Raw genomic sequence first — 21,193 nt, 5'->3', positions numbered from 1 at the left:
CCCGTGACCGACCTCGCGACACCGCCCACCGCCACCGACCGGACCGCCGCGTCGCTGCTCGCCTGCATGACGCTGGAGGAGAAGCTGGCCCAGCTCGTCGGCCTCTGGACGGGGGCCGGGGCCGACGGCGAGGTCGTCGCGCCGCTCCAGGACGACATGCTCGGCGAGCAGCCGCCGGAGTTCCACGAGTTCGCCGAGCACGGGCTGGGTCACCTGACGCGGATGTACGGCACCCGCCCGGTCGACCCCGCGGTGGGGGCGCGGGCGCTGCGCGAGTCCCAGCGCTGGCTGGCCACCGAGACCCGGCTGGGCATCCCGGCCATCGCGCACGAGGAGATCCTCACCGGCGTCTGCGCCTGGCAGGCCACCACCTTCCCGACGCCGTTGGCCTGGGGCGCCAGCTTCGACGCCGCGCTCGTGCAGCAGGTGGGTGAGGCGATCGGCGAGTCGTGCCGGGCGCTCGGGGTGCACCAGGGGCTCGCCCCGGTGCTCGACGTGGTGCGCGACGCCCGGTGGGGCCGCTGCGAGGAGTGCATCGGTGAGGACCCCTACCTGGTGGGGAGCATCGGGACGTCGTACGTGCGCGGGGTCCAGGCGGGCGGCACCGTGGCCACCGTGAAGCACCTCGTCGGCTACTCCGGCTCGCGCGGCGGCCGCAACCTCGCGCCGACCCACGCCGGCCGCCGGGAGGTGCGCGACGTGCTGCTCGTGCCCTTCGAGATGGCCATCCGCGACGGCGGCGTCCGCTCGGCGATGCACGCATACACCGACGTCGACGGCGTCCCCGCCGCGGCGGACGCCGACCTGCTCACGGGCCTGGTGCGTGACGAGTGGGGCTTCGACGGCACCCTCGTCGCCGACTACTTCGGGGTGGCCTTCCTGCACTCGCTGCACGGCGTGGCCGCCGACCTCGCCGACGCCGCCGGACAGGCGCTCGCCGCGGGGGTCGACATCGAGCTGCCGACCGGCCACGCCTACCTGGCCCCCCTCCGCGACGCCGTCACCGACGGTCGGGTGCCGGAGCAGCTGGTCGACCGCGCCGTGCTCCGGGTGCTGCGGCAGAAGGAGGAGCTCGGGCTGCTCGACGCCGACTACGTCGACCGGCTCGACGCCGCCGACGGCGTGCCCGACCTCGACCCCGCGGCGCACCGCGCGCTGGCGGCCAGGCTGGCCGAGGAGTCGGTGGTGCTGCTCGCCAACGACGGCACCCTCCCGCTCGCCCCGGCCACCCGTGTCGCGGTCGTGGGCCCCAACGCCGACCGCGCCGAGGCGATGTTCGGCTGCTACTCCTTCGTCAACCACGTGCTCGACCGCCACCCCGACGTCCCGGCCGGGCTCGAGGTGGCCACCGTCGCCGGGGCGCTCGCTGAGCATCTCGCGGTGACCACCGCGCCGGGCTGCGGCGTCGACGGCGACGACCGGTCGGGCTTCGCCGAGGCCGTCGCCCTGGCGGCGGCGAGCGACGTCGCCGTCGTGGTCGTGGGTGACCAAGCGGGTCTCTTCGGCCGCGGCACCGTCGGAGAGGGGTGCGACCGCGACGACCTCGAGCTGCCCGGCGTGCAGCGGGCGCTGGTCGAGGAGGTCCTCGCCACGGGCACACCCGTGGTGATGGTGCTGCTCACCGGTCGTGCCTACGCCGTCGGCTGGGCCCTGGAGTCGTGCGCGGCGGTGGTGCAGGCCTTCTTCCCCGGGGAGGAGGGCGGGCGCGCGGTGGCCGGGGTGCTCACCGGCCGGGTGAACCCGTCGGGGCGGCTGCCCGTGAGCATGCCCACCTCGGCGGGGGCGCAGCCCTACTCCTACCTGCACGCCCCGCTCGCCGGGCGCTCCCCGGTGAGCAACCTCGACCCGACGCCCGCGCTGCCCTTCGGGCACGGCCTCTCCTACACCGACTTCGACCACCACGACCTGGTGGCGTCCGCGGAGGTGCCGACCGACGGGGTGCTGACGGTGCAGGTCAGCGTGACCAACACGGGCGAGCGCGCCGGCACCGAGGTGGTGCAGCTCTACGGGCGCGACATCGTCGCCTCGGTCACCCGGCCGGTGGCCCAGCTGCTCGGCTACGCCCGGGTCGAGCTCGACCCGGGCCGCTCCGCGACGGTGCGCCTGCGGGTGCCGACCACGCGGCTCGCCTTCAGCGACCGCCACCTGCGACGCGTCGTCGAGCCCGGCGAGGTCGAGCTGTGGGTGGGCTCCAGCGGCGAGCGGCTGGTCGAGACCCGTGTCGAGCTGGTGGGCGAGGTGCACCACGTCACCGGTGACGACCCGCGGTGGACCGAGGTCGAGACCGAGACCGAGACCACGACCTAGACGGGCCCGGCCGGCTCAGCCCAGGAGCGTCGTCTCCCGCGCCAGCGTGGCGATGCGGGCCCAGTCGCCGGACTCGACGGCGTCGGCCGGGGTGAGCCACGAGCCGCCGACGCAGCCGACGTTGGGCAGCGCGAGGTACGACGCCGCGGTCGCCGCGCTGATCCCGCCGGTGGGGCAGAAGCGGGCCTGCGGCACGGGGGCGCCCAGCGACTTCAGGAAGGGCGCACCGCCGGACTGCTCGGCGGGGAAGAACTTCAGCTCCTCGTAGCCGAGCTCGAGCAGCCGCAGCACCTCGCTGACGGTGGCGGCCCCGGGCAGGTGCGGCAGCCCGGTCTCCCGCATGGCGGCGGCGAGCGACTCGGTGGTGCCGGGGGAGACCAGGAACTGCGCCCCCGCCGAGAGCGCGTCCTTGACCTGGGCCGGTGCCACGACGGTGCCGACGCCGAGCAGGATCTCCGGCACCGCGGCCGCGATCGCCTCGACGCAGGCCAGCGCGGCCGGCGTCCGCAGGGTCAGCTCGATGACGGGCACGCCGCCCTCGACGAGGGCCTCGGCCACGGGGACGGCGTGGGCGACGTCGTGCAGCACCACCACCGGGATCACCGGGGTCCGGTCGAGCAGCGAGCTCGAGCCTGTCGAGACGCTGTCGTCGGTCGAGACGCTGTCGTCGGTCGAGCTTGTCGAGACCCTCACAGCCGCTCCTTGCGGGTGGCGAAGACCGAGGCGCCCTCGTCGGCGGGACCGACGTGGGAGCGGAAGGCCGCGAAGAGCTCGCGGCCGGTGCCGTAGACGAAGCTGTCGTCGGCCGAGGCGGCCTCGCGCTCGTCGAGGTCGTGCTCGGCGACGTGCAGCTCGAGGATGCCGGCGTCGGCGTCGAGCGAGACCAGGTCGCCGTCGCGCACCCGCGCCAGCGGGCCGCCGACCGAGGCCTCGGGGGTGAGGTGGATGGCGGCGGGCACCTTGCCGGACGCCCCGCTCATCCGGCCGTCGGTCACCACCGCGACGCGCTGGCCACGGTCCTGCAGCACGCCGAGGGCGGGCGTGAGCTTGTGCAGCTCGGGCATCCCGTTGGCCGCCGGGCCCTGGAAGCGGATGACCGCCACGAAGTCGCCGGTGAGGTCGCCGTCGGAGAAGGCCTGCAGGAAGTCGGCCTGGTCGTCGAAGACCCGTGCGGGCGCCTTGACCTGCCGGTGCTCCGGCGCCACCGCCGAGGTCTTGATGACGGATCGGCCGAGGTTGCCGTCGAGCATCCGCAGGCCGCCGTCGGCGCTGAAGGGGTCGTCAGCGCCTCGCAGGACGTCGGTGTCCAGCGAGCGCTTCGGGCCCTCCTCCCAGCTCAGCTCTCCCCCGATGAGCCGAGCCTCGCTCGTGTAGCGCCACAGGCCGTGCCCGGCCACCGTCTGCACGTCGTCGTGCAGCAGCCCGGCCTTGAGCAACGAGTGCACCGTGAAGCCCAGGCCCCCGGCGGCGTGGAAGTGGTTGATGTCGGCCTTGCCGTTGGGGTAGACCCGCGCCATCAGCGGCACCACCGCCGACAGGTCGGCCAGGTCGTCCCAGGTCAGCGTGATGCCGGCGGCCTTGGCGATGGCGACCAGGTGCATCGTGTGGTTGGTCGATCCGCCGGTGGCGAGCAGCGCCACGCACCCGTTGACGATCGCCTTCTCGTCGACCACGTGGCCGACCGGCGTCCAGCTCTCGCCCCAGGCGGTGAGCGCGGTCGCCCGCGCGGCGGCGGCGTCGGTCAGTGCCGCGCGCAGCGGCGTACCGGGGTTGACGAAGGAGGCGCCCGGCAGGTGCAGGCCCATGACCTCCATCAGCAGCTGGTTGGAGTTGGCGGTGCCGTAGAAGGTGCACGTGCCCGCGGAGTGGTACGACGCCGACTCGGCCTCGAGCAGCGCCTCGCGGTCGATCTCGCCGGCGGCGTACTGCTGCCGGATCCGGGCCTTCTCGCCGTTGGGCAGGCCCGAGGTCATCGGGCCTGCGGGCACGAAGACGGCCGGCAGGTGGCCGAAGGAGAGCGCGCCGATGAGCATGCCGGGCACGATCTTGTCGCAGACGCCGAGCATGAGCGTCGCGTCGAACATGTCGTGGCTGAGCGCGATCGCGGTCGACATCGCGATGACGTCGCGGCTGAAGAGCGAGAGCTGCATGCCGTCACGGCCCTGGGTGATGCCGTCGCACATCGCGGGCACGCCGCCGGCGAACTGCGCGATGCCGCCCGAGCGCACCACCGCGCGCTTGAGCTGCGCGGGGAAGGTCTCGAAGGGCTGGTGGGCCGAGAGCATGTCGTTGTAGGCGGACACGATCGCCACGTTGGGCTTGACCTTGCCGCGCAGCGCGGCCTTGTCGACCTCGCCGGACGCGGCGAAGCCGTGCGCGAGGTTGGCGCAGGCGAGCCGGGTGCGCATCGGGCCGCGCTCGGCGGCCGCGTCGAGGCGGGCGAGGTAGGCCGTGCGCTCGGTGGCCGACCGCTCGACGATCCGGGCGGTCACCTCCGCCAGGACGGGGTGGGTGGTGGGGGGCATGGGCTGGGCTCCTTGTCCGGAGGTGATCACTCGTGCTCGTGCCACTGGCGGCCGTCGCGCTCGACGAGCGTGGTGGCGGCGTAGGGCCCGCTGGTGCCGGCGGGGTAGCGGCGTGGCTTGGCGGCGGTGCGGGTCCAGTGCTCGTGGATGGGCTCGACCCACCGCCAGGCGGCCTCGACCTCGTCGCGGCGCATGAAGAGCTGCGGGTTGCCGCGGACGACGTCCATCAGCAGCCGCTCGTAGGCCTCGGGCGAGCGCTCGGTGAAGGCGCTGGTGTAGCTGAGGTCGAGCGAGACCGGGCGGAGCCGGATGCCGCCCGGGCCGGGCTCCTTGGCGGTGAGGTGCAGCCGCATGCCCTCCTCGGGCTGGAGCTGGATGACCAGCCGGTTGGGCTCGCTGGTGCCCTCCGCGGCGGGGAACATCGGGTGCGGCACGTCCTTGAACTGGATCACGATCTCCGAAGCGCGGCGGTCGAGGCGCTTGCCGGTGCGCAGGTAGAAGGGGACCCCCGCCCAGCGCCAGTTGGCGACCTCGGCGCGGATCGCCACGAAGGTCTCGGTGCGCGAGTCGGGACGCCCGGCCTCCTCGGCGTACGCCGCCGCGGCCGCGCCGTCGACGAGCCCGGCGACGTACTGCCCGGCGACGACCTGCTGGTCGACGTCGGCGCCGGTGATCGGCCGCAGCGCCTGCAGCACCTTCAGCTTCTCGTCGCGCACGGTCTCGTGGCCGACGTAGGTCGGCGGCTCCATGGCCACCAGGCACAGCAGCTGGAGCAGGTGGTTCTGCACCATGTCGCGCAGCGCGCCGGAGCCGTCGTAGTAGCCGCCGCGACCGCCGACGCCGAGTGTCTCCGACGCCGTGATCTGCACGTGGTCGATCGCCGTGGCGTTCCACAGCGGCTCGAGGAAGGTGTTGGCGAAGCGCGTGACCAGCAGGTTCTGCACGCTCTCCTTGCCGAGGTAGTGGTCGATGCGGAAGATCTGGTGCTCGGCGAAGACCGCGCCGACCGCGTCGTTGATCTCCTGCGCCGAGGCCAGGTCGTGCCCGATGGGCTTCTCCAGCACCAGTCGCGACTGCTCGGTCACCAGCCCGTGCTCGGCGAGCCGGGCGCTGACCGTGCCGAAGAGGCCGGGGGAGATGGCGAGGTAGAAGACGCGCACCCGCTCCGGGTCGTCGAGCCGGGCGCCGAGCTCCTCCCAGCCGTCGGGGTCGGCGATGTCGAGGCTGGTGTGCGCGAGCCGGGCGAGGAAGCGCTCGACGACGTCGTCCTCGAGCTCCTCGGAGGCGACGAAGCGCATCAGCTCGCCGCGCACCTTGTCGCGGTAGCCGTCGTCGTCGAGACCGGCCCGGGAGGTGGCCAGGATGCGGGTCTCGGCGGGCAGCTGGCCGTCGCGGTCGCGCAGGTAGAGGGCGGGCAGGAGCTTGCGGACGGCGAGGTCGCCGGTGCCGCCGAAGACGACGACGTCCGCGACGGGGACCTCGACCAGGGGCTGGGACATGACGACCACCGTAAAGAGGGTTATGTACAGGAGCAAGCGCAGTTAAGTATTTTCGAGGTAAAATTAGACCAGCGGGAGCCGACCCGCAGATGAACGGGAGTGGTTCAATGCCAGTCATGCGCTCCTGGAGTGGCCCGGCCACGACGGGTGAGGTCTTCTCGCTGGTCCGCGACGGACGCGCCGACACCCGCAGCGAGATCGGCCGCATCACGGGTCTCTCGCGCACGGCGGTGGCCGCCCGCGTGCAGGCGCTGCTCGACTCGGGGCTCGTCGTCGAGACCAGCGAGCCCGAGCGCCCGGGTCCGGGCCGTCCTCCCGCACGGCTGCTCTTCGACCGTGACGCCGGCGTGGTGCTCGCGGCCGCGGTGGGCCGCAGCCGCACCCAGCTCGCCGTCTGCGACCTCGAGGGCGACGTGCTCGTCGCGCGCGACGTCGACCAGGAGGTCGGCTCGACCCCCGAGGTGCTGATGCCCCGGGTCGTCGAGCTCCTGGGGGAGCTGCTCGGCGAGGCCGGGCGGACGGCGTCCGACGTGCGGGCCGTCGGCGTCTCGATCCCCGGCACGGTCGACCGCGAGAAGGGCGCCAGCCTCGACAGCCCGATCATGACCGGCTGGGACGGCGTGCCGCTCTCGCCCTACCTCGCGCCGCTCACCGACGCCCCGCTCTTCTGCGACAACGACGCCAACGTGATGGCGCTCTCGGAGCGCCGCGGCCACCTGGAGCGCTACCGCGACCTCGTCTTCGTCAAGGCCTCGACCGGCATCGGCGTCGGCGTGGTCGCCGGGGGTGGTCTGGTGCGCGGCGCGCTCGGCGCCGGCGGCGAGGTCGGACACACCAAGACGCCGGCGGCGGCGGGACTGCCCTGCCGCTGCGGCGACACCGGCTGCCTGGAGACCCTCGCCTCCGGGTGGGCGCTGGCCCAGCGCGCCCGCGCGCTCGGCCTGCCCGTCGAGCACGTGCGCGACCTGGTCGAGCTGGCCGGCCGCGGCGAGGGCGAGGCCCGGCAGCTGGTGCGCGAGGCCGGACGCCGCATCGGCGAGGTGCTGGCGGGCGCCGTCAACCTGCTCAACCCCCAGGTGGTCGTGGTCGGCGGCGACCTCGCCGGCGCCTACGACACCTTCGTCGCCGGGCTGCGTGAGTCGCTCTACTCCCTGGCCACGGCGCTGGCCACGCGCGACCTCGCGATCGTGCCGCTCACCCACGGCGACCGCTCCGGGGTCGTCGGGTGCGCCGCCCTCGCGCTGAGCAACGTGCTCGACTCCGCCGCGGTCGACCGCGCGCTGGCCCTGCGCTGAGACGCGGCCGCACCGACCACCCGCGCCTGGTGGTCGAGCTTGTCGAGACCCCGCGGGACTGACCACCCGGGCCCTGGTGGTCGAGCTTGTCGAGACCCCGCGGGACTGACCACCCGGGCCCTGGTGGTCGAGCTTGTCGAGACCCTGCGGGACTGACTTCGGGTGGTCGAGCTCGTCGAGACCCCGCGGCGTCGGCCACCCGGGAGACGTGCGCGCCTTCCTCGACCACCCGAGCCCTGGTGGTCGAGCTCGTCGAGACCCCGCGGCGTCGGCCACCCGGGGCCTGGCGGTCGAGCTTGTCGAGACCCCGTACGCCGCCTGCTCACCGCGATGGCCCGTTGTGACTAGTTACCGCGGGCGCCGGGGTCACTAGCGTGGTGGTCCATCCGGAGGGATGGACGCCATGGGCACTGCCGCACCGCGCCGACGCGAGACCGACACGGGGTTCGTGCTCGACCGGCAGCGAGTCCTCCTCGTCGGCACCAGGCAGGTCCTGGTCCGGTGGGTCGCCATCGCGGTCGGGCTGCTGCTCGTGCAGCAGCCGGCCTACCTCGTCGCGACGGGGGTGCTGGCGAGCCAGTCCCCGGAGGCGGCCGCGGCGGCGGGACGGCTCTCGCTGCTCCTCGACCTGGTGATGCTGGGGGCGGTCGTGCAGGTGGTGGGGCGGGCCGGTGCCTTCGTGCGCGCCCGCACGGTCGCGCCCGCCGCGCTGCGGCGTACGACGCGCGGGGCGCAGCTCGGGGTCGCGGTCGGCCTGCTGATGGACCTCGGGGAGGACGTCGCCCTGTGGCGGGTGCTGCCCGAGCGTGCCCTGGGTCCGGAGGCGATGTCGCTCGGCGCCTACACCGTGGCGATGCGCTCGGTGCTCGGCCTCTCGCTCGTCGCGCTGCTCGGCTGCTGCTGGTGGGCGGCCCGACGCGTCCGTCGCACCGGCGTGCCCGGCCCGGCCCGGACGCCGCCGCGCACGCGGGCTCCGGTCGGGCTCGACGGCACGATCATCAGCTGCTCCGGCGGCGGCATCCGGGCCGCGGCCTTCGCCCTGGGCGGGCTGCAGCGGCTCTCCCTCGCGGGGGAGTACGCGAAGGCTCGGGCGGTGGTGGGCGTCAGCGGCGGCGGCTACGTCGCGGCGGCGTACCACGTGCTGCGGTGGGGGCCCACCGACGACCCCGCGGAGGACTGGCGTCCTCGCGACCAGGTGCCCTTCGCCCCGCAGAGTCCTGAGACCGGCTACGTGCGCCGGCACACCCGCTACCTGCTCGGGTCCTTCAACGTGGCGCTCCACGGCGCGCTGTCCCTGGCCTTCGGCATCGCGGTCAACCTGCTGCTCATCGGCTCGGTGCTCGTCGGCCTGGCCTGGGTGCTCGGCTTCGTGCTGGCCGCCTCGGGCCGGCTCGACGACGCCTGCGCGCCGCCGGGTCCCGACCCGACGACCGCGCTCGGCTACTGCGGCGACTGGCTGTGGGTCGGCTACGCGTGGGTGCCGCTCGCCCTCGGGGTCGGCGTCTTCGTGCTGCGCCGCTTCGTCGAGCGCTGGCAGACCCTCCCGCGTCCCGCGACGGTCGAGGCGGTCGTGTCCGCGCTGGTGGCCGTGGGCTCCGCCCTCGCGCTGCTCCTGCTCGTGGTGCCCTGGGTGCTCGAGCAGGTCGCCTCGCTCGGCCAGGTCGAGGGCGAGGCGTGGTGGGTGGCGCCGGTCAACGGCGTGCTGGCCGTGCTCACCCCCGCGGGCGCCGAGAGCGTGCGCGGACTCGGGGCGGTCGGGGCGATCGTGGCCGCGGTGGCGTCGGTGCTGGCGAGCGCGCGCGGCTCGGGCAAGGACGCCGGGCCGCAGTGGTGGTCGCGGTTGTGGGCCAAGGTCAAGGACCCGCTGGTGCCGTACGCCGCCGTCGTGGTGGTCGGTCTGGCGCTCGTGCTGCTGCTGCTGCGCTGGACCGGTCAGCTGGTCGCCGCCCCGGAGCGGCTCTCGCAGTGGTGGCTCGCCGGCACGCTGGGTGTCCTCCTGGTGGTCGCGCGGACCTTCACCGACGCCAACCGCACCTCGCTGCACCACTTCTTCCGCTGGCGGATCACCCAGGCCTTCCTGGTGCGTCGCGCCGGTGGCCGGGTCGAGCCGATCCCCTACCGCCGGCCGCTGCGCTGGTCCGAGTCCGCCCCGCAGGACCGCGGACCGCGCCTGGTGACCTGTGCGGTCGCCAACGTCACCGACGTCGAGCTGGTGCCCGCCGACCGCGACTGCCTGCCCTTCGTCTTCGACGACCAGGCGATCGGCATCACCGACCGGGCCCTGCCCCCGCAGCGGATGCGGCGCAGCGACGAGTACGAGCGGGCGGCCGACCCGTGGTTCCGCGACTGCACCGTGCCCGCGGCCCTGGCGATGAGCGCGGCGGCCTTCTCGCCGATGGCCGGCCGGGAGAACAGGCTGCTGGGTCCCTACCGCGTCGTCCTGGCGCTGGCGAACGCCCGGCTCGGGGTGTGGCTGCCCAACCCGCTCTTCGTCGACCCCGAGACCGCGCGAGAGGGATGGCTGCACCACCTTGTCGAGGGTGCGAGCAAGCCGGGACTCACGCGCGTGCTCAAGGAGGCGGTGGGCAAGGCCTCGATCTACGACCGGTACCTCTACGTCACCGACGGCGGGCACTACGACAACCTCGGGCTGGTCGAGGCGCTGCGCCGCCGACCGGAGCGCGTCATCGTGCTCGACGCCTCCAACGACGAGGAGGACGCCTTCAGTGCCCTCGGCAAGGCGATCGCGACGGCGCGGATGGACCTGGGCTGCGAGGTCCGCCTCGACCCGCGGGGCATGCGCAAGCTCAAGGAGGAGCGCGCGCCCGCCGGCTGGTGCCGCGGCACCTTCAGCTTCCTCGACGCCCCCGACCACCAGGGCGAGCTGCTGCTCGCCAAGGCGGTCATGGTGGAGGACCTGGAGTGGGACATCGAGGCCTACGCCCTCGAGCACCCGGACTTCCCGCGCACGACCACGGCCGACCAGTCCTACGGCGAGTTCGACTTCGAGGCCTACCGGGCCCTGGGCGACCACACCGTGGCCCGACTGCTCAAGGGCGAGCCGGTCACGCAAGACGTGCCGTGGTGGAAGGTCTGGGCCTGACCAGGGCGCTCAGTCGTCCTCGGGCGGCTCGACCCGCAGCGCCAGTCCCTCGTACGGCGCCAGCGTGACGATGAAGCTCTGCAGCTCGTCGACGGTGCCGAGGTCCATGCCGTCGGCGAGGTCGGTGACCCGGCCCCCGGCGGGCAGCTGCTCGGAGCGCACCGAGCCGAGCACGTCCTCGCCGGAGAAGTTCAGCACCGTGACCTGGTGCTTGCCGGCGTGCTCGCCGTCGACCAGCAGGTGCACCATCACGAGCATCCCGCGGTGACCGACCTGCGGCACGTCGACCTGGTCGGCGGTCGCCACCCCGCTGGCGTCGCGGACGGCGAGGATCTCGCGCAGCCCGCTGGCGAAGGACGTGGGGTCCTCGAGCTGCTGCGGCAGCGGGCCGTAGAGGCTGCGCCCGCGCGGCATCCGGTCGCGCCGCGTCACCTGGCTGTCGGGGTCGGGCTCGTAGCCCATCAGGTCGTAGGTCGCCCGGTGGATCCAGCGGGTGTCGCCGCCGGCGAGCAGGTGGCGCACCTCCTCGCGGGGCAGCGGGAGCATGCCGCACAGGTCCCAGCCCGAGAGCGCGAAGACCCCTGGCTGCCAGGCGTTGAACTTCGCCAGCAGCAGGTGCGCCCGCTTGACCTCCTCCGCCGTCTCGTCGTCGAGGTCCTCCAGGTCGGTCACGCCGAGGGAGGCCGCGATGATGCTGGCCGTCGTCGAGGCGATGCCGTTGGTGGTGAAGATGGCGTTGTACGGCGCCGCGGGGCCGGTGAGGTGCTCGACGAGGTCGGCCCGCACGGCCTCGGCGAGGTCGCCGCCCAGGATCGTCTCGCCCCGGAAGGTGTACTCGTCGTCCTTGTGGCGGGTCGCGAAGTGCACCAGCTCGTAGGTGAGCTCGTCGTGGTTCTGCAGCGCGTGCACCAGGCCGATCGGCGGCACGGCGTGCTCGAGGGAGAGGTTGAGCGTGAGCCGGAGGAACTCGGTGTCGGCGCAGGCCAGCGCGTGGTGGTACGCCGGTCGGTTGACGAAGTCGTAGGACAGGTCGGCCCCGGCCTGCGAGGTCTCCCGGATGTCGTCGATGGTGAGGTTGAGCTCCTGGAAGGTGAAGCCGCCCACCTTGCGCACCATGCTCGCGATCAGGTGGTTGGCCGCCTCGGAGAGCGGGTGGCCCTCCGACCAGGCCGGTCCCTCGGCGCTCTTCTCCACCCCGAGGAAGCCGTTGGCGTCGAGCCGCAGCGCGCCGGACCCGAGGTCGCCGATCGAGTGCAGCGCGTCGCCGAAGACCAGCCGCATCCCGGCGAAGGTGGGGTCGAGCCAGTTGATGGAGGGCTGGCCCTCCTTGAAGTAGTGCAGGTAGACCCAGCGGCGCTCGACGCCGTCGGGACCCACCACGGGAGCGGTCACCGACCAGTTGGTGTCCTTGACGCCGGGGTCGTAGAAGATCACCCGCTGCAGCCGGCCGATGATGTAGCCCACGCCGGCCAGCGCCTCCTCGGTCTCGGCGTCGAGGTTGGCGCTGTCGCGCCCGGGGCGCACCTCGGGCAGCAGGCCCCAGTCGTCGGGCTCGATCTCGACCATGTGGTAGATGCCGGGGTAGTCGTCGACGCCCATCTCGGCGAGCCGGAAGTCGGCGCCCTTGCCGGTGTGGCCGGGCACGATGTCGTCGATGATCGTGCCGCCGTGGTCGGCGGCGACCTCGCACATCGTGCGGAAGTCCTCCTCGGTGCCGAAGGCGTTGTCGATCTCGGTGCTGACCCGGTCGAAGTGGCCGTCGACGCTCGGCGTGGGCTCCCACCCCGCGAGCCCGCCCGCGCGCTTGACCGGCCCGGTGTGCACGCCCTGGATGCCGATGCGCTCGAAGACCTCCCACAGGTCGGGGTCGGCGAGCGTGCCCAGGAAGGAGGTGCGCGGCTTGGTGTAGAGGGAGAGCGGGTAGGCGGTGAACCACACCCCCGCCGTCCGGATGGCCTCGCGCGGGTCCGGGGTCGCGAAGGGGCGCTGCCACATGCTGCCGCGACCGCTGAACTGCCCGGCGATGACGTTGGCGTCGCGCAGCATCGAGGAGCGCTGCAGCCAGGCGACGTAGAAGGGGTTGGTGCCCTCGGCCTCGCCGGTGCGCTCCTCCCCGCGGGTGGGGCTGCCCTGGGGGCGCAGCCGGGCGCGCGGCCGCAGCGCGCGGGGGCGCGCGGGGAAGAACTGCTCGGAGTAGGTGATCTCGCTCGGCTCGTGCTCGAAGGCCTCCTCGTCGGGGGCCTCGGTCGCATCGGTGCCGTCAGGCTCGGGCAGGGGTGCGGACTCGGCCATGCGGGTCATGTTGCCACCGAGGGGGAGGTCGAAACCGTGGGGAGGTCAGCGGTACGCCGGTGCGCGCGCGCCGCGGTCGGCGGCGGTGGTGGCGAGCAGGGGCAGCAGGCGCTGCTCGATCAGCGTCGAGAGCACCATGACGCTGGTCGAGCGGACCACGCTGGTGCTGCGGTTGAGGTCGATCAGCACCTGCTGGAGGCCGGCGTGCGAGGCCGCCGCGACCCGCAGCAGGACGTCGCTGGCCCCCGTCGTCACCCAGGCCTCCACCACGCCGGGGATCGTCACCAGCTCCTCGCGTACGGAGTCCAGGGCGCCCTGGGCGATCTCGAGGGAGACGAAGGCGGCGACGCCGAAGCCGGAGGCCTCCAGCGAGACCTGCGGACCCCAGCCCCGCACCACGCCTGCCTGCTCGAGTCGCCGGAGCCGGCTCTGCACCGTCGCCCGGGCGACGCCGAGCGCCCGCGAGAGCTCCAGGTCCCCGGCGCGCGGCCGGTCGTGCAGGGTCTCCAGCAGCGCGAGGTCGAGGGAGTCGAGGCGGTGTCCGTCCATCGCCATAGACTAGTCAACCCGACCAGTTCGGCGGGCCCTGGTCGCGCCAGAACCGGCAGATCGACCACCTCGACACGCACAGGTTGAGCAGCGGGCGGCGGGAGCCGCACCATCGGCTCATGACGCTGGAGCAGACCCTCACCGACGAAGAGCGCCTCGCCGACCTCGACCTCGACACGCTCAAGCAGCTGGTCGGCCTGGTGGAGCACGACGCCGACAACGACCCCTTCCCGGTCGTCGGCTGGGACGCCGTGGTGTGGGCGGTGGGCAACGCCACCCAGACCGCGCACTTCTTCCAGTCCGCCTACGGCATGGAGCTGGTGGCCTACTGCGGCCCCGAGACCGGCAACCGCGACCACCACTCCTTCGTGCTCAAGAGCGGCGCCGTGCGCTTCGTGGTCAACGGCGGCGTGCACCCCGACTCCCCGGTCATCGCCCACCACGCCCGCCACGGCGACGGTCTGACCGACATCGCGCTCGAGGTCGTCGACGTCGACCAGTGCATCGCCCACGCCCGCGCGATGGGCGCCACCGTGCTCGAGGATCCCCACGACGTCAGCGACGAGCACGGCACCGTGCGCCGCGCCGCCATCGCGACGTACGGCGAGACCCGGCACACCCTGGTCGACCGCAGCCGCTACGACGGCCCCTACCTGCCCGGCTACGTCGCGCGCACGTCGTCGTACACCAAGCGCGACGGCGCCCCCAGGCGCCTCTTCCAGGCGCTCGACCACATCGTCGGCAACGTCGAGCTCGGCCAGATGGACGAGTGGGTCGGCTTCTACAACCGCGTCATGGGCTTCACCAACATGGCCGAGTTCATCGGCGACGACATCGCCACCGACTACTCCGCGCTGATGAGCAAGGTCGTCGCCAACGGCAACCACCGCGTCAAGTTCCCGCTCAACGAGCCGGCCGTGGCGCAGAGGAAGAGCCAGATCGACGAGTACCTGGAGTTCTACCGCGGCCCGGGCGCCCAGCACCTGGCGCTGGCCACCAACGACATCCTCACCACGGTCGACGCGCTGCGGGCCGAGGGCGTGGAGTTCCTGCAGACCCCCGACTCCTACTACGAGGACCCCGAGCTGCGCGCCCGCATCGGCGAGGTGCGCGTCCCGATCGAGCAGCTGCAGCAGCGCGGCATCCTCGTCGACCGCGACGAGGACGGCTACCTGCTGCAGATCTTCACCAAGCCCGTGGGCGACCGCCCCACCGTCTTCTTCGAGCTGATCGAGCGGCACGGCTCGCTCGGCTTCGGCAAGGGCAACTTCAAGGCCCTCTTCGAGGCCATCGAGCGCGAGCAGGAGAAGCGCGGCAACTTCTGAGCACCCACGCCTGGGCAGCGCGGTGCGGCCGCCCCCTAGGGTCGGGTCGCATGAGCGAGCCGGACATCCCCTGGTGGCACAGCGGCGTGGTCTACCAGGTCTACCCACGCAGCTTCGCCGACGGCGACGGTGACGGCGTGGGCGACCTGCGCGGCGTCATCGACCACCTCGACCACCTCGAGTCGCTGGGGGCCGACGCCGTGTGGCTGAGCCCGGTCTACGCCTCGCCGATGGTCGACAACGGCTACGACATCAGCGACTACCACGCGATCAACCCGACCTTCGGCTCGCTGGCCGACATGGACGAGCTGGTCGAGCGGGCGCACGCGCGGGGGATCCGGGTGGTCATGGACCTGGTGGTCAACCACACCAGCGACCAGCACCCGTGGTTCCTCGCCAGCCGCTCGAGCAAGGACGACCCCAAGCGCGACTGGTACTGGTGGTCCGACTCGCCCACCAACTGGCGCTCGGTCTTCTCGGGGCCCGCGTGGACGCTCGACGAGGCGACGGGTGAGCACTACCTCCACCTCTTCGCCCCCGAGCAGCCCGACCTCAACTGGGAGAACCCGGAGGTGCGCGAGGCGGTCTACGCGATGATGCGCTGGTGGCTCGACCGGGGCATCGACGGCTTCCGGATGGACGTCATCAACCTGATCTCCAAGCGCCTGGTCGACGGACGCTTGGAGGACGGGCCGGACGGCGACGCCAGCCCGCACGTGCTCAACGGCCCGCGGATCCACGAGTTCCTGGCCGAGATGCGGCGCGAGGTCTTCGACGGGCGCACCACGCCCCTCGGTGAGGCGCCGGTGACGATCGGCGAGACGCCGGGCACGACCTCGGAGCACGGCCGGCTCTACACCGACCCCGCGCGGCGCGAGCTCGACATGGTCTTCACCTTCGAGCACGTCGACCTCGACTCCGGTCCCGGCGGCAAGTGGGACGTCGTCCCGGTGACGCTGCCGCAGCTCAAGGGGAGCCTCGCCGGCTGGCAGGAGGCGCTCGCGGAGACGGGGTGGAACAGCCTCTACTGGAGCAACCACGACCAGCCGCGCGTCGTGAGCCGCTTCGGTGACGACAGCCCCGAGCACCGGGTGCGTGCGGCGACGGCGCTGGCGACGGTGCTGCACCTGCACCGCGGCACCGTCTTCGTCTACCAGGGCGAGGAGCTGGGGCTGGCCAACATCGCCTTCGACGGCCCGGAGGACTTCGTCGACCTCGAGTCGGTCAACCACTACGCCGAGGCGGTGGGCCGGGGCGAGGACCCCGAGCTCGTGATGGCGGCGCTGCGCTACAAGAGCCGAGACAACGCCCGCACGATGGTGCCCTGGGAGCACGGCGAGGAGGAGCGGGCGGTGCTCGACCACTACCGCGCGCTGGTGCGGCTGCGCCACGACGACCCGGTCGTCGCCCGCGGCGACTTCACGCTGCTGCTGCCCGACCACGAGCAGCTGTGGGCCTTCACCCGCGAGCATGGCGGCGCCCGGCTGACGGTGGTGGCCAACCTCTCCGGCGAGCCCGTCGACGTCGCCGCCGCGGGGATCGAGCTCGAGGGCGAGCCGGTGCTGGCCAACGACGGGACCTCGACGGTCTCGACCGACGACGTGGTGCTGGGTCCGTGGGCCGCCCGCGTGCACCGGTCCTGACGTGCGCGCGGTCAGCTACGCGGCGTACGGCGCCGAGCCCGAGCTGCTCGACCTGCCCGACCCCCACTGTCCGGCCGACGGCGTCGTGGTGCGGGTGGAGGCCACCGGGGTCTGCCGCTCCGACTGGCACGCCTGGCGGGGTCACGACCCGGTGCCGCTGCCGATGGTGCCGGGCCACGAGTACGCCGGCACGGTGACGGCCGTGGGTCCCGACGTCGCGGGCTGGGCGGTGGGCGACCGCGTCACGGTGCCCTTCGTGCTGGGCTGCGGGCGGTGCGCCTGGTGCCGGGCGGGGGAGCAGCAGGTCTGCCCCGACCAGGAGCAGCCGGGCTTCACGCTGCCGGGCTCCTGGGCCGAGCTCGTCGCCGTGCCGTCGGCCGAGGCCAACCTCGTCCGTCTCCCCGACGGTGTCGACCCCGTGACCGCGGCGGCCCTGGGCTGCCGCGTCGCGACGGCCTTCCGGGCGGTACGCCGGCGGGGCCGGCCCGAGCCCGGCGACTGGGTCGTGGTGCACGGGTGCGGTGGGGTCGGCCTGTCGGCCGTGATGGTCGCGGTGGCGCTCGGTGCCGTGGTGGTCGGCGTCGACCCCTCGCCGCGCGCCCGGGCCCTGGCCGCGGAGCTGGGCGCGCACGCGGTGGTCGACCCCGCCGACGTCGACGTGGCGGCGTACGTGCGCGAGCTGAGCGGCGGCGGCGCCGCGGTCTCCCTCGACTGCCTGGGTCACCCGGCCGTCGCGGAGGCGTCGGTGCGCTGCCTGCGGCCGCGGGGCCGGCACGTGCAGGTGGGCCTGCTCCTGGGCGACGACGCCCGCGCCGTGCCGATGGACGTCGTCGTCGCGCGCGAGCTCGACGTGCTCGGGTCGCACGGCATGCCGTCGGGCGACTACCCCGAGATGCTGGCGATGATCGCGGCCGGGGCGCTGGACCCCCGGCGGCTGGTACGCCGTACCGCGTCGCTGGCGGAGGGGCCGGCCCTGCTGGCGGCGATGGACGACCCGCTGGCGGCCGAGGGCATCACCGTGCTGGTCCCGTGACGGTGCAATCGTTTGCGGCTACGGTGAGGGGGTACGGGGGAGGCGCCCGCGCCCCCGGTCCCGAGAGGAGCGACCCATGTGGATCCGTCCTGCCGCCCTCGTCGACGCTGCGGCGCTGCTCGGCTCCGGGGTGGGCGCCGCCGTCATGCTCGGCCTGCGCACCCTGCGGGGGAGCCCGCAGGTCGGGCCGGTGGAGCAGCGCACCGCGGGCTAGTAGCGTCAGCGATCACCGAGGAGGTGCGCATGGCACTGGAGACCGCTGAGCAGGACCCAGGCTCCGGCGTGGTGCCCGTCTTCTTCCTCTCCGACAGCACCGGCATCAGCGCCGAGACCATGGGCAACGCCCTGCTCATCCAGTTTCCCGACCTGGTCTTCGACCGCACCACCATCCCCTTCATCAGCGGGGTCGAGCAGGCCGCGCGCGTGGTCGAGCAGATCGACGCCGTGGTCGACGCCGGGCTGGAGCCGCTCGTCTTCACCACCGCGGCCGAGGACGCCGTCCGGCTCGAGCTGCAGAAGACGCGGGCCCCCATCATCGACTTCTTCGACATGCACATGTCGCGGGTCGAGGACGTGCTCCACCGCCGCGGCGTCCGGCAGCCCTCACGGCTGCACGGCGTGGGCGACATCAAGCGCTACAACAACCGGATGGCGGCCATCGAGTTCACCATCGAGCACGACGACGGCCAGAGCGTGCGGATGCTCGAGAAGGCCGACGTCGTGCTGCTGGCGCCGTCGCGCTGCGGCAAGACCCCGACGAGCATGTACCTCGCGCTGCAGCACGGCCTCTTCGTGGCCAACTACCCGCTCGTCGACGAGGACCTCGAGGGCACCGATCTGCCCGAGCCGGTGCGGGAGCACCAGCGCCGGTGCTTCGGCCTGGTGACCAACGTCGACCGGCTCAGCCGGGTCCGCGGCGAGCGCCGGCCCGGGTCGCGGTACTCCTCGCCCGAGCAGTGCCGGTGGGAGCTCCGCCGCGCGCAGCAGCTCTTCGACGCGCACCGGATCCCCACCGTCGACACCTCCTCGCGCTCGGTCGAGGAGATCTCCGCCGTCATCATCCAGCACCTCGGCCGCTCCCGGCCCCGCAGCAACCGCCCCTGAGAGGACACCCCCATGTCGCACGCCCCCGCCGTCCGCTGGTTCTCCGAGCTCGGCATGTCCGACCTCGACCAGGTGGGGGGCAAGAACGCCTCGCTGGGCGAGATGGTCTCGCAGCTCGCCGACCTCGGCGTCAGCGTGCCCGACGGCTTCGCCACCACGGCCGAGGCATTCGGCCGCTTCCTCGAGGCCGGCGGTCTGGGGGAGCGCATCGTCGAGCGGATGAAGGACCTCGACGTCGACGACACCCGCGCGCTGGCCGAGGCCGGCAAGCAGATCCGCGGCTGGATCAACGAGCACGACTTCCCCGACGACCTCGAGGCCGCCGTGCGCGAGGCCTACGACACCCTGGTCGAGCAGTCGGGCGCGGAGCCGTCCTTCGCCGTCCGCTCCTCGGCCACCGCCGAGGACCTCCCCGACGCGTCGTTCGCCGGGCAGCAGGAGACCTTCCTCAACGTGCGCGGCATCGACGCGGTGCTGCAGTCGATCCGCGAGGTCTACGCCTCGCTCTACAACGACCGGGCCATCAGCTACCGCGTGCACCACGGCTTCGAGCACGCCGAGGTCGGCATCTCGGCCGGCGTGCAGAAGATGGTGCGCTCCGACGTCGGCTCCTCGGGCGTGATGTTCACGATGGACACCGAGTCGGGCTTCCGCGACGCCGTCTTCATCACCTCCGCCTTCGGGCTCGGCGAGGGCGTGGTGCAGGGCGCGGTCAACCCCGACGAGTTCTACGTCTACAAGCCGGCGCTGCGCGCCGGCCGGCCGGCGATCCTCAAGCGCGGGGTCGGCGGCAAGGCCACCAAGATGATCTACACCGACGACGCCGCCGTGGGGCGCACCACGGAGTTCGTCGACGTCGACCCCGAGCAGAGCCGGCTGCTCAGCCTCGCCGACGACGAGGTGCAGGAGCTGGCGAAGCACGCGCTGACCATCGAGGACCACTACGAGCGCCCGATGGACATCGAGTGGGCCAAGGACGGCGTCGACGGTCGGCTCTACATCTTGCAGGCGCGGCCCGAGACGGTGCAGTCCCGCACGGCAGGCACGCTGGAGCGCTTCAAGATCGACCGCGCGGTGACCAAGGACGCCGAGGTCGTCGTCGAGGGGCGGGCGATCGGCCAGAAGATCGGCGCCGGCACCACTCGCGTGCTCACGTCGGTCGACCAGATGCACGAGTTCAGCGAGGGCGAGGTGCTCGTCGCCGACATGACCGACCCCGACTGGGAGCCGATCATGAAGCGGGCCGCCGCGATCGTCACCAACCGCGGTGGTCGCACCTGCCACGCGGCGATCATCGCCCGCGAGCTCGGCATCCCGGCGGTGGTCGGCACCAAGAGCGGCACCGAGGAGCTGGTCGACGGCCGCGAGGTCACGGTCTCCTGCGCGGAGGGCGACACCGGCCTGGTCTACGAGGGGATCCTCGAGTTCGACGTCGAGCGCACCGAGCTCGACTCGATGCCCGACCTCGACGTCAAGATCATGATGAACGTCGGCACCCCCGAGCAGGCCTTCGCCTTCTCCCGGCTGCCCCACCGGGGCGTCGGCCTCGCGCGCCTGGAGTTCATCATCAACCGGCAGATCGGGATCCACCCGCGCGCCCTGCTGGAGCTGCAGGACGGCGGCGACGACATGCCCGCCGACCTCCGTGGGGAGATCGAGGAGATGATCGCGGCCTACGACTCGCCGCGCGACTACTTCGTGCACCGCGTGGTCGAGGGTGTCGCGACGATCGCCGCGGCCTTCGCGCCCGAGCCGGTGATCGTGCGGATGAGCGACTTCAAGTCCAACGAGTACGCCAACCTCGTCGGCGGCCCGCGCTACGAGCCGCACGAGGAGAACCCGATGATCGGCTACCGCGGCGCCTCGCGGTACCTCTCGGAGGACTTCGCCGAGTGCTTCGCCCTGGAGTGCGAGGCGCTGCGCTACGTGCGCGAGGAGATGGGTCTGACCAACGTCAAGATCATGATCCCCTTCGTGCGCACCGTCGCCGAGGCCGAGGGCGTGATCCGGCTGCTCGGCGAGCACGGGCTCGAGCGCGGCAAGCACGACCTGCAGGTCGTGATGATGTGCGAGGTGCCCTCCAACGCCGTCATCCCGGAGCGCTTCCTCGAGCACTTCGACGGCTTCTCGATCGGCTCCAACGACCTCACCCAGCTCACCCTCGGCGTCGACCGCGACTCCGGCCTGGTCGCCTCCTCCTTCGACGAGCGCGACGAGGCGGTCAAGGTCATGCTCGAGCGCGCCATCAAGGCCTGCCGCGACGCCGGCAAGTACGTCGGCATCTGCGGCCAGGGCCCCAGCGACCACCCCGACCTCGCGGACTGGCTGCTGGAGCAGGGGATCGAGTCGATGAGCCTCAACCCCGACAGCGTCGTCGACACCTGGCTGCGCCTGGCGAAGGCCGAGGCCGCGCGCTAGATGTGATGCCCAGGCACGTTGGTCGAGTTCGTGTGACGTGACGATCTGAGGGCTGTAGACGGGTGAAGACCTCCCGATGTGAAGTGGAGCTGTTGAGAAA

The 21,193-nt window shown here is 72.9% G+C and carries 14 protein-coding genes; 9 read left to right on the top strand and 5 right to left on the bottom strand.

All coding sequences use genetic code 11. The annotated features are described in order from the left end of the window. Positions 1 to 3: 3 nt before the first annotated feature. Entirely contained in the window at positions 4 to 2,307 is a 2,304-nt protein-coding gene (locus IG63_RS0106500) for a beta-xylosidase/alpha-l-arabinosidase (RefSeq protein ID WP_036194646.1), read from the top strand. A 15-nt stretch (positions 2,308 to 2,322) separates the two neighbouring features. Here the strand turns inward: IG63_RS0106500 and eda are convergent, their stop codons facing one another. Genes eda through zwf form a run of 3 tightly spaced genes read right to left on the bottom strand, consistent with a single transcriptional unit; the run spans position 2,323 to position 6,331 of the window. Then, positions 2,323 to 3,000, bottom strand: a complete 678-nt coding sequence (eda, locus tag IG63_RS0106495; RefSeq protein ID WP_084596772.1) for a bifunctional 4-hydroxy-2-oxoglutarate aldolase/2-dehydro-3-deoxy-phosphogluconate aldolase — start codon at positions 2,998 to 3,000, stop codon at positions 2,323 to 2,325. Next, positions 2,997 to 4,832 carry a phosphogluconate dehydratase gene (gene edd, locus IG63_RS0106490; protein WP_030483565.1) on the bottom strand — a complete coding sequence of 612 codons (1,836 nt, stop codon included), beginning with the start codon at positions 4,830 to 4,832 and terminating at the stop codon, positions 2,997 to 2,999. The genes eda and edd overlap by 4 nt, the downstream gene beginning before the upstream one ends. 26 nt (positions 4,833 to 4,858) lie before the next feature. Beyond that, positions 4,859 to 6,331: a glucose-6-phosphate dehydrogenase gene (zwf, locus tag IG63_RS0106485; RefSeq protein WP_030483564.1), complete on the bottom strand. Its 1,473-nt coding sequence runs from the start codon at positions 6,329 to 6,331 to the stop codon at positions 4,859 to 4,861. A gap of 116 nt (positions 6,332 to 6,447) precedes the next feature. Between zwf and IG63_RS0106480 the strand changes: the two genes are divergently transcribed. Then, positions 6,448 to 7,626: an ROK family transcriptional regulator gene (locus IG63_RS0106480; RefSeq protein WP_211249237.1), complete on the top strand. Its 1,179-nt coding sequence runs from the start codon at positions 6,448 to 6,450 to the stop codon at positions 7,624 to 7,626. Positions 7,627 to 8,029: 403 nt separating this feature from the next. After that, complete coding sequence (locus IG63_RS20480) at positions 8,030 to 10,729, top strand: hypothetical protein (protein WP_157210058.1); 2,700 nt, start codon at positions 8,030 to 8,032, stop codon at positions 10,727 to 10,729. A 9-nt stretch (positions 10,730 to 10,738) separates the two neighbouring features. On the opposite strand, the gene treS is transcribed toward IG63_RS20480, so the two are convergent. Both treS and IG63_RS0106465 read right to left on the bottom strand, forming a co-directional pair. Next, positions 10,739 to 13,021: a maltose alpha-D-glucosyltransferase gene (gene treS, locus IG63_RS0106470; protein WP_030483562.1), complete on the bottom strand. Its 2,283-nt coding sequence runs from the start codon at positions 13,019 to 13,021 to the stop codon at positions 10,739 to 10,741. Between the two features lie 45 nt (positions 13,022 to 13,066). Then, positions 13,067 to 13,570: an Lrp/AsnC family transcriptional regulator gene (locus tag IG63_RS0106465; protein ID WP_030483561.1), complete on the bottom strand. Its 504-nt coding sequence runs from the start codon at positions 13,568 to 13,570 to the stop codon at positions 13,067 to 13,069. Positions 13,571 to 13,689: 119 nt separating this feature from the next. Between IG63_RS0106465 and hppD the strand changes: the two genes are divergently transcribed. The 6 genes from hppD to ppsA all read left to right on the top strand — a co-directional run bounded on the left by hppD (position 13,690) and on the right by ppsA (position 21,093). After that, positions 13,690 to 14,895, top strand: a complete 1,206-nt coding sequence (gene hppD / locus IG63_RS0106460) for a 4-hydroxyphenylpyruvate dioxygenase (protein WP_030483560.1) — start codon at positions 13,690 to 13,692, stop codon at positions 14,893 to 14,895. Between the two features lie 50 nt (positions 14,896 to 14,945). Then, positions 14,946 to 16,538, top strand: coding sequence for an alpha-glucosidase (locus IG63_RS0106455; protein WP_030483559.1), 1,593 nt, complete (start codon positions 14,946 to 14,948; stop codon positions 16,536 to 16,538). 1 nt (position 16,539) lies between these two features. Beyond that, positions 16,540 to 17,571, top strand: coding sequence for a zinc-binding dehydrogenase (locus IG63_RS0106450; RefSeq protein WP_030483558.1), 1,032 nt, complete (start codon positions 16,540 to 16,542; stop codon positions 17,569 to 17,571). A gap of 76 nt (positions 17,572 to 17,647) precedes the next feature. After that, positions 17,648 to 17,785: a hypothetical protein gene (locus IG63_RS22580; RefSeq protein WP_157210056.1), complete on the top strand. Its 138-nt coding sequence runs from the start codon at positions 17,648 to 17,650 to the stop codon at positions 17,783 to 17,785. A 29-nt stretch (positions 17,786 to 17,814) separates the two neighbouring features. Beyond that, a complete protein-coding gene (locus tag IG63_RS0106440; RefSeq protein ID WP_036194641.1) occupies positions 17,815 to 18,675 on the top strand; it encodes a pyruvate, water dikinase regulatory protein in 861 nt (286 codons plus the stop codon). A 12-nt stretch (positions 18,676 to 18,687) separates the two neighbouring features. Further along, positions 18,688 to 21,093, top strand: a complete 2,406-nt coding sequence (ppsA, locus tag IG63_RS0106435) for a phosphoenolpyruvate synthase (protein WP_030483556.1) — start codon at positions 18,688 to 18,690, stop codon at positions 21,091 to 21,093. Positions 21,094 to 21,193 lie beyond the last annotated feature (100 nt).

This window comes from Nocardioides aequoreus (assembly GCF_000720335.1).
Classification (GTDB): Bacteria; Actinomycetota; Actinomycetes; order Propionibacteriales; family Nocardioidaceae; genus Marmoricola; species Marmoricola aequoreus.
This window is presented reverse-complemented; position numbering and strand designations above follow the sequence as displayed.

Excerpts from the sequence above, each read along its gene's own strand:
- ppsA (WP_030483556.1), top strand. The coding sequence starts at position 18,688 with ATGTCGCACGCCCCCGCCGTCCGCTGGTTCTCCGAGCTCGGCATGTCC.
- IG63_RS0106440 (WP_036194641.1), top strand. The coding sequence starts at position 17,815 with ATGGCACTGGAGACCGCTGAGCAGGACCCAGGCTCCGGCGTGGTGCCC.
- treS (WP_030483562.1), bottom strand. The coding sequence starts at position 13,021 with ATGGCCGAGTCCGCACCCCTGCCCGAGCCTGACGGCACCGATGCGACC.
- IG63_RS22580 (WP_157210056.1), top strand. The coding sequence starts at position 17,648 with ATGTGGATCCGTCCTGCCGCCCTCGTCGACGCTGCGGCGCTGCTCGGC.
- edd (WP_030483565.1), bottom strand. The coding sequence starts at position 4,832 with ATGCCCCCCACCACCCACCCCGTCCTGGCGGAGGTGACCGCCCGGATC.
- IG63_RS0106480 (WP_211249237.1), top strand. The coding sequence starts at position 6,448 with ATGCGCTCCTGGAGTGGCCCGGCCACGACGGGTGAGGTCTTCTCGCTG.
- IG63_RS0106455 (WP_030483559.1), top strand. The coding sequence starts at position 14,946 with ATGAGCGAGCCGGACATCCCCTGGTGGCACAGCGGCGTGGTCTACCAG.
- zwf (WP_030483564.1), bottom strand. The coding sequence starts at position 6,331 with ATGTCCCAGCCCCTGGTCGAGGTCCCCGTCGCGGACGTCGTCGTCTTC.
- IG63_RS0106465 (WP_030483561.1), bottom strand. The coding sequence starts at position 13,570 with ATGGACGGACACCGCCTCGACTCCCTCGACCTCGCGCTGCTGGAGACC.
- hppD (WP_030483560.1), top strand. The coding sequence starts at position 13,690 with ATGACGCTGGAGCAGACCCTCACCGACGAAGAGCGCCTCGCCGACCTC.
- IG63_RS20480 (WP_157210058.1), top strand. The coding sequence starts at position 8,030 with ATGGGCACTGCCGCACCGCGCCGACGCGAGACCGACACGGGGTTCGTG.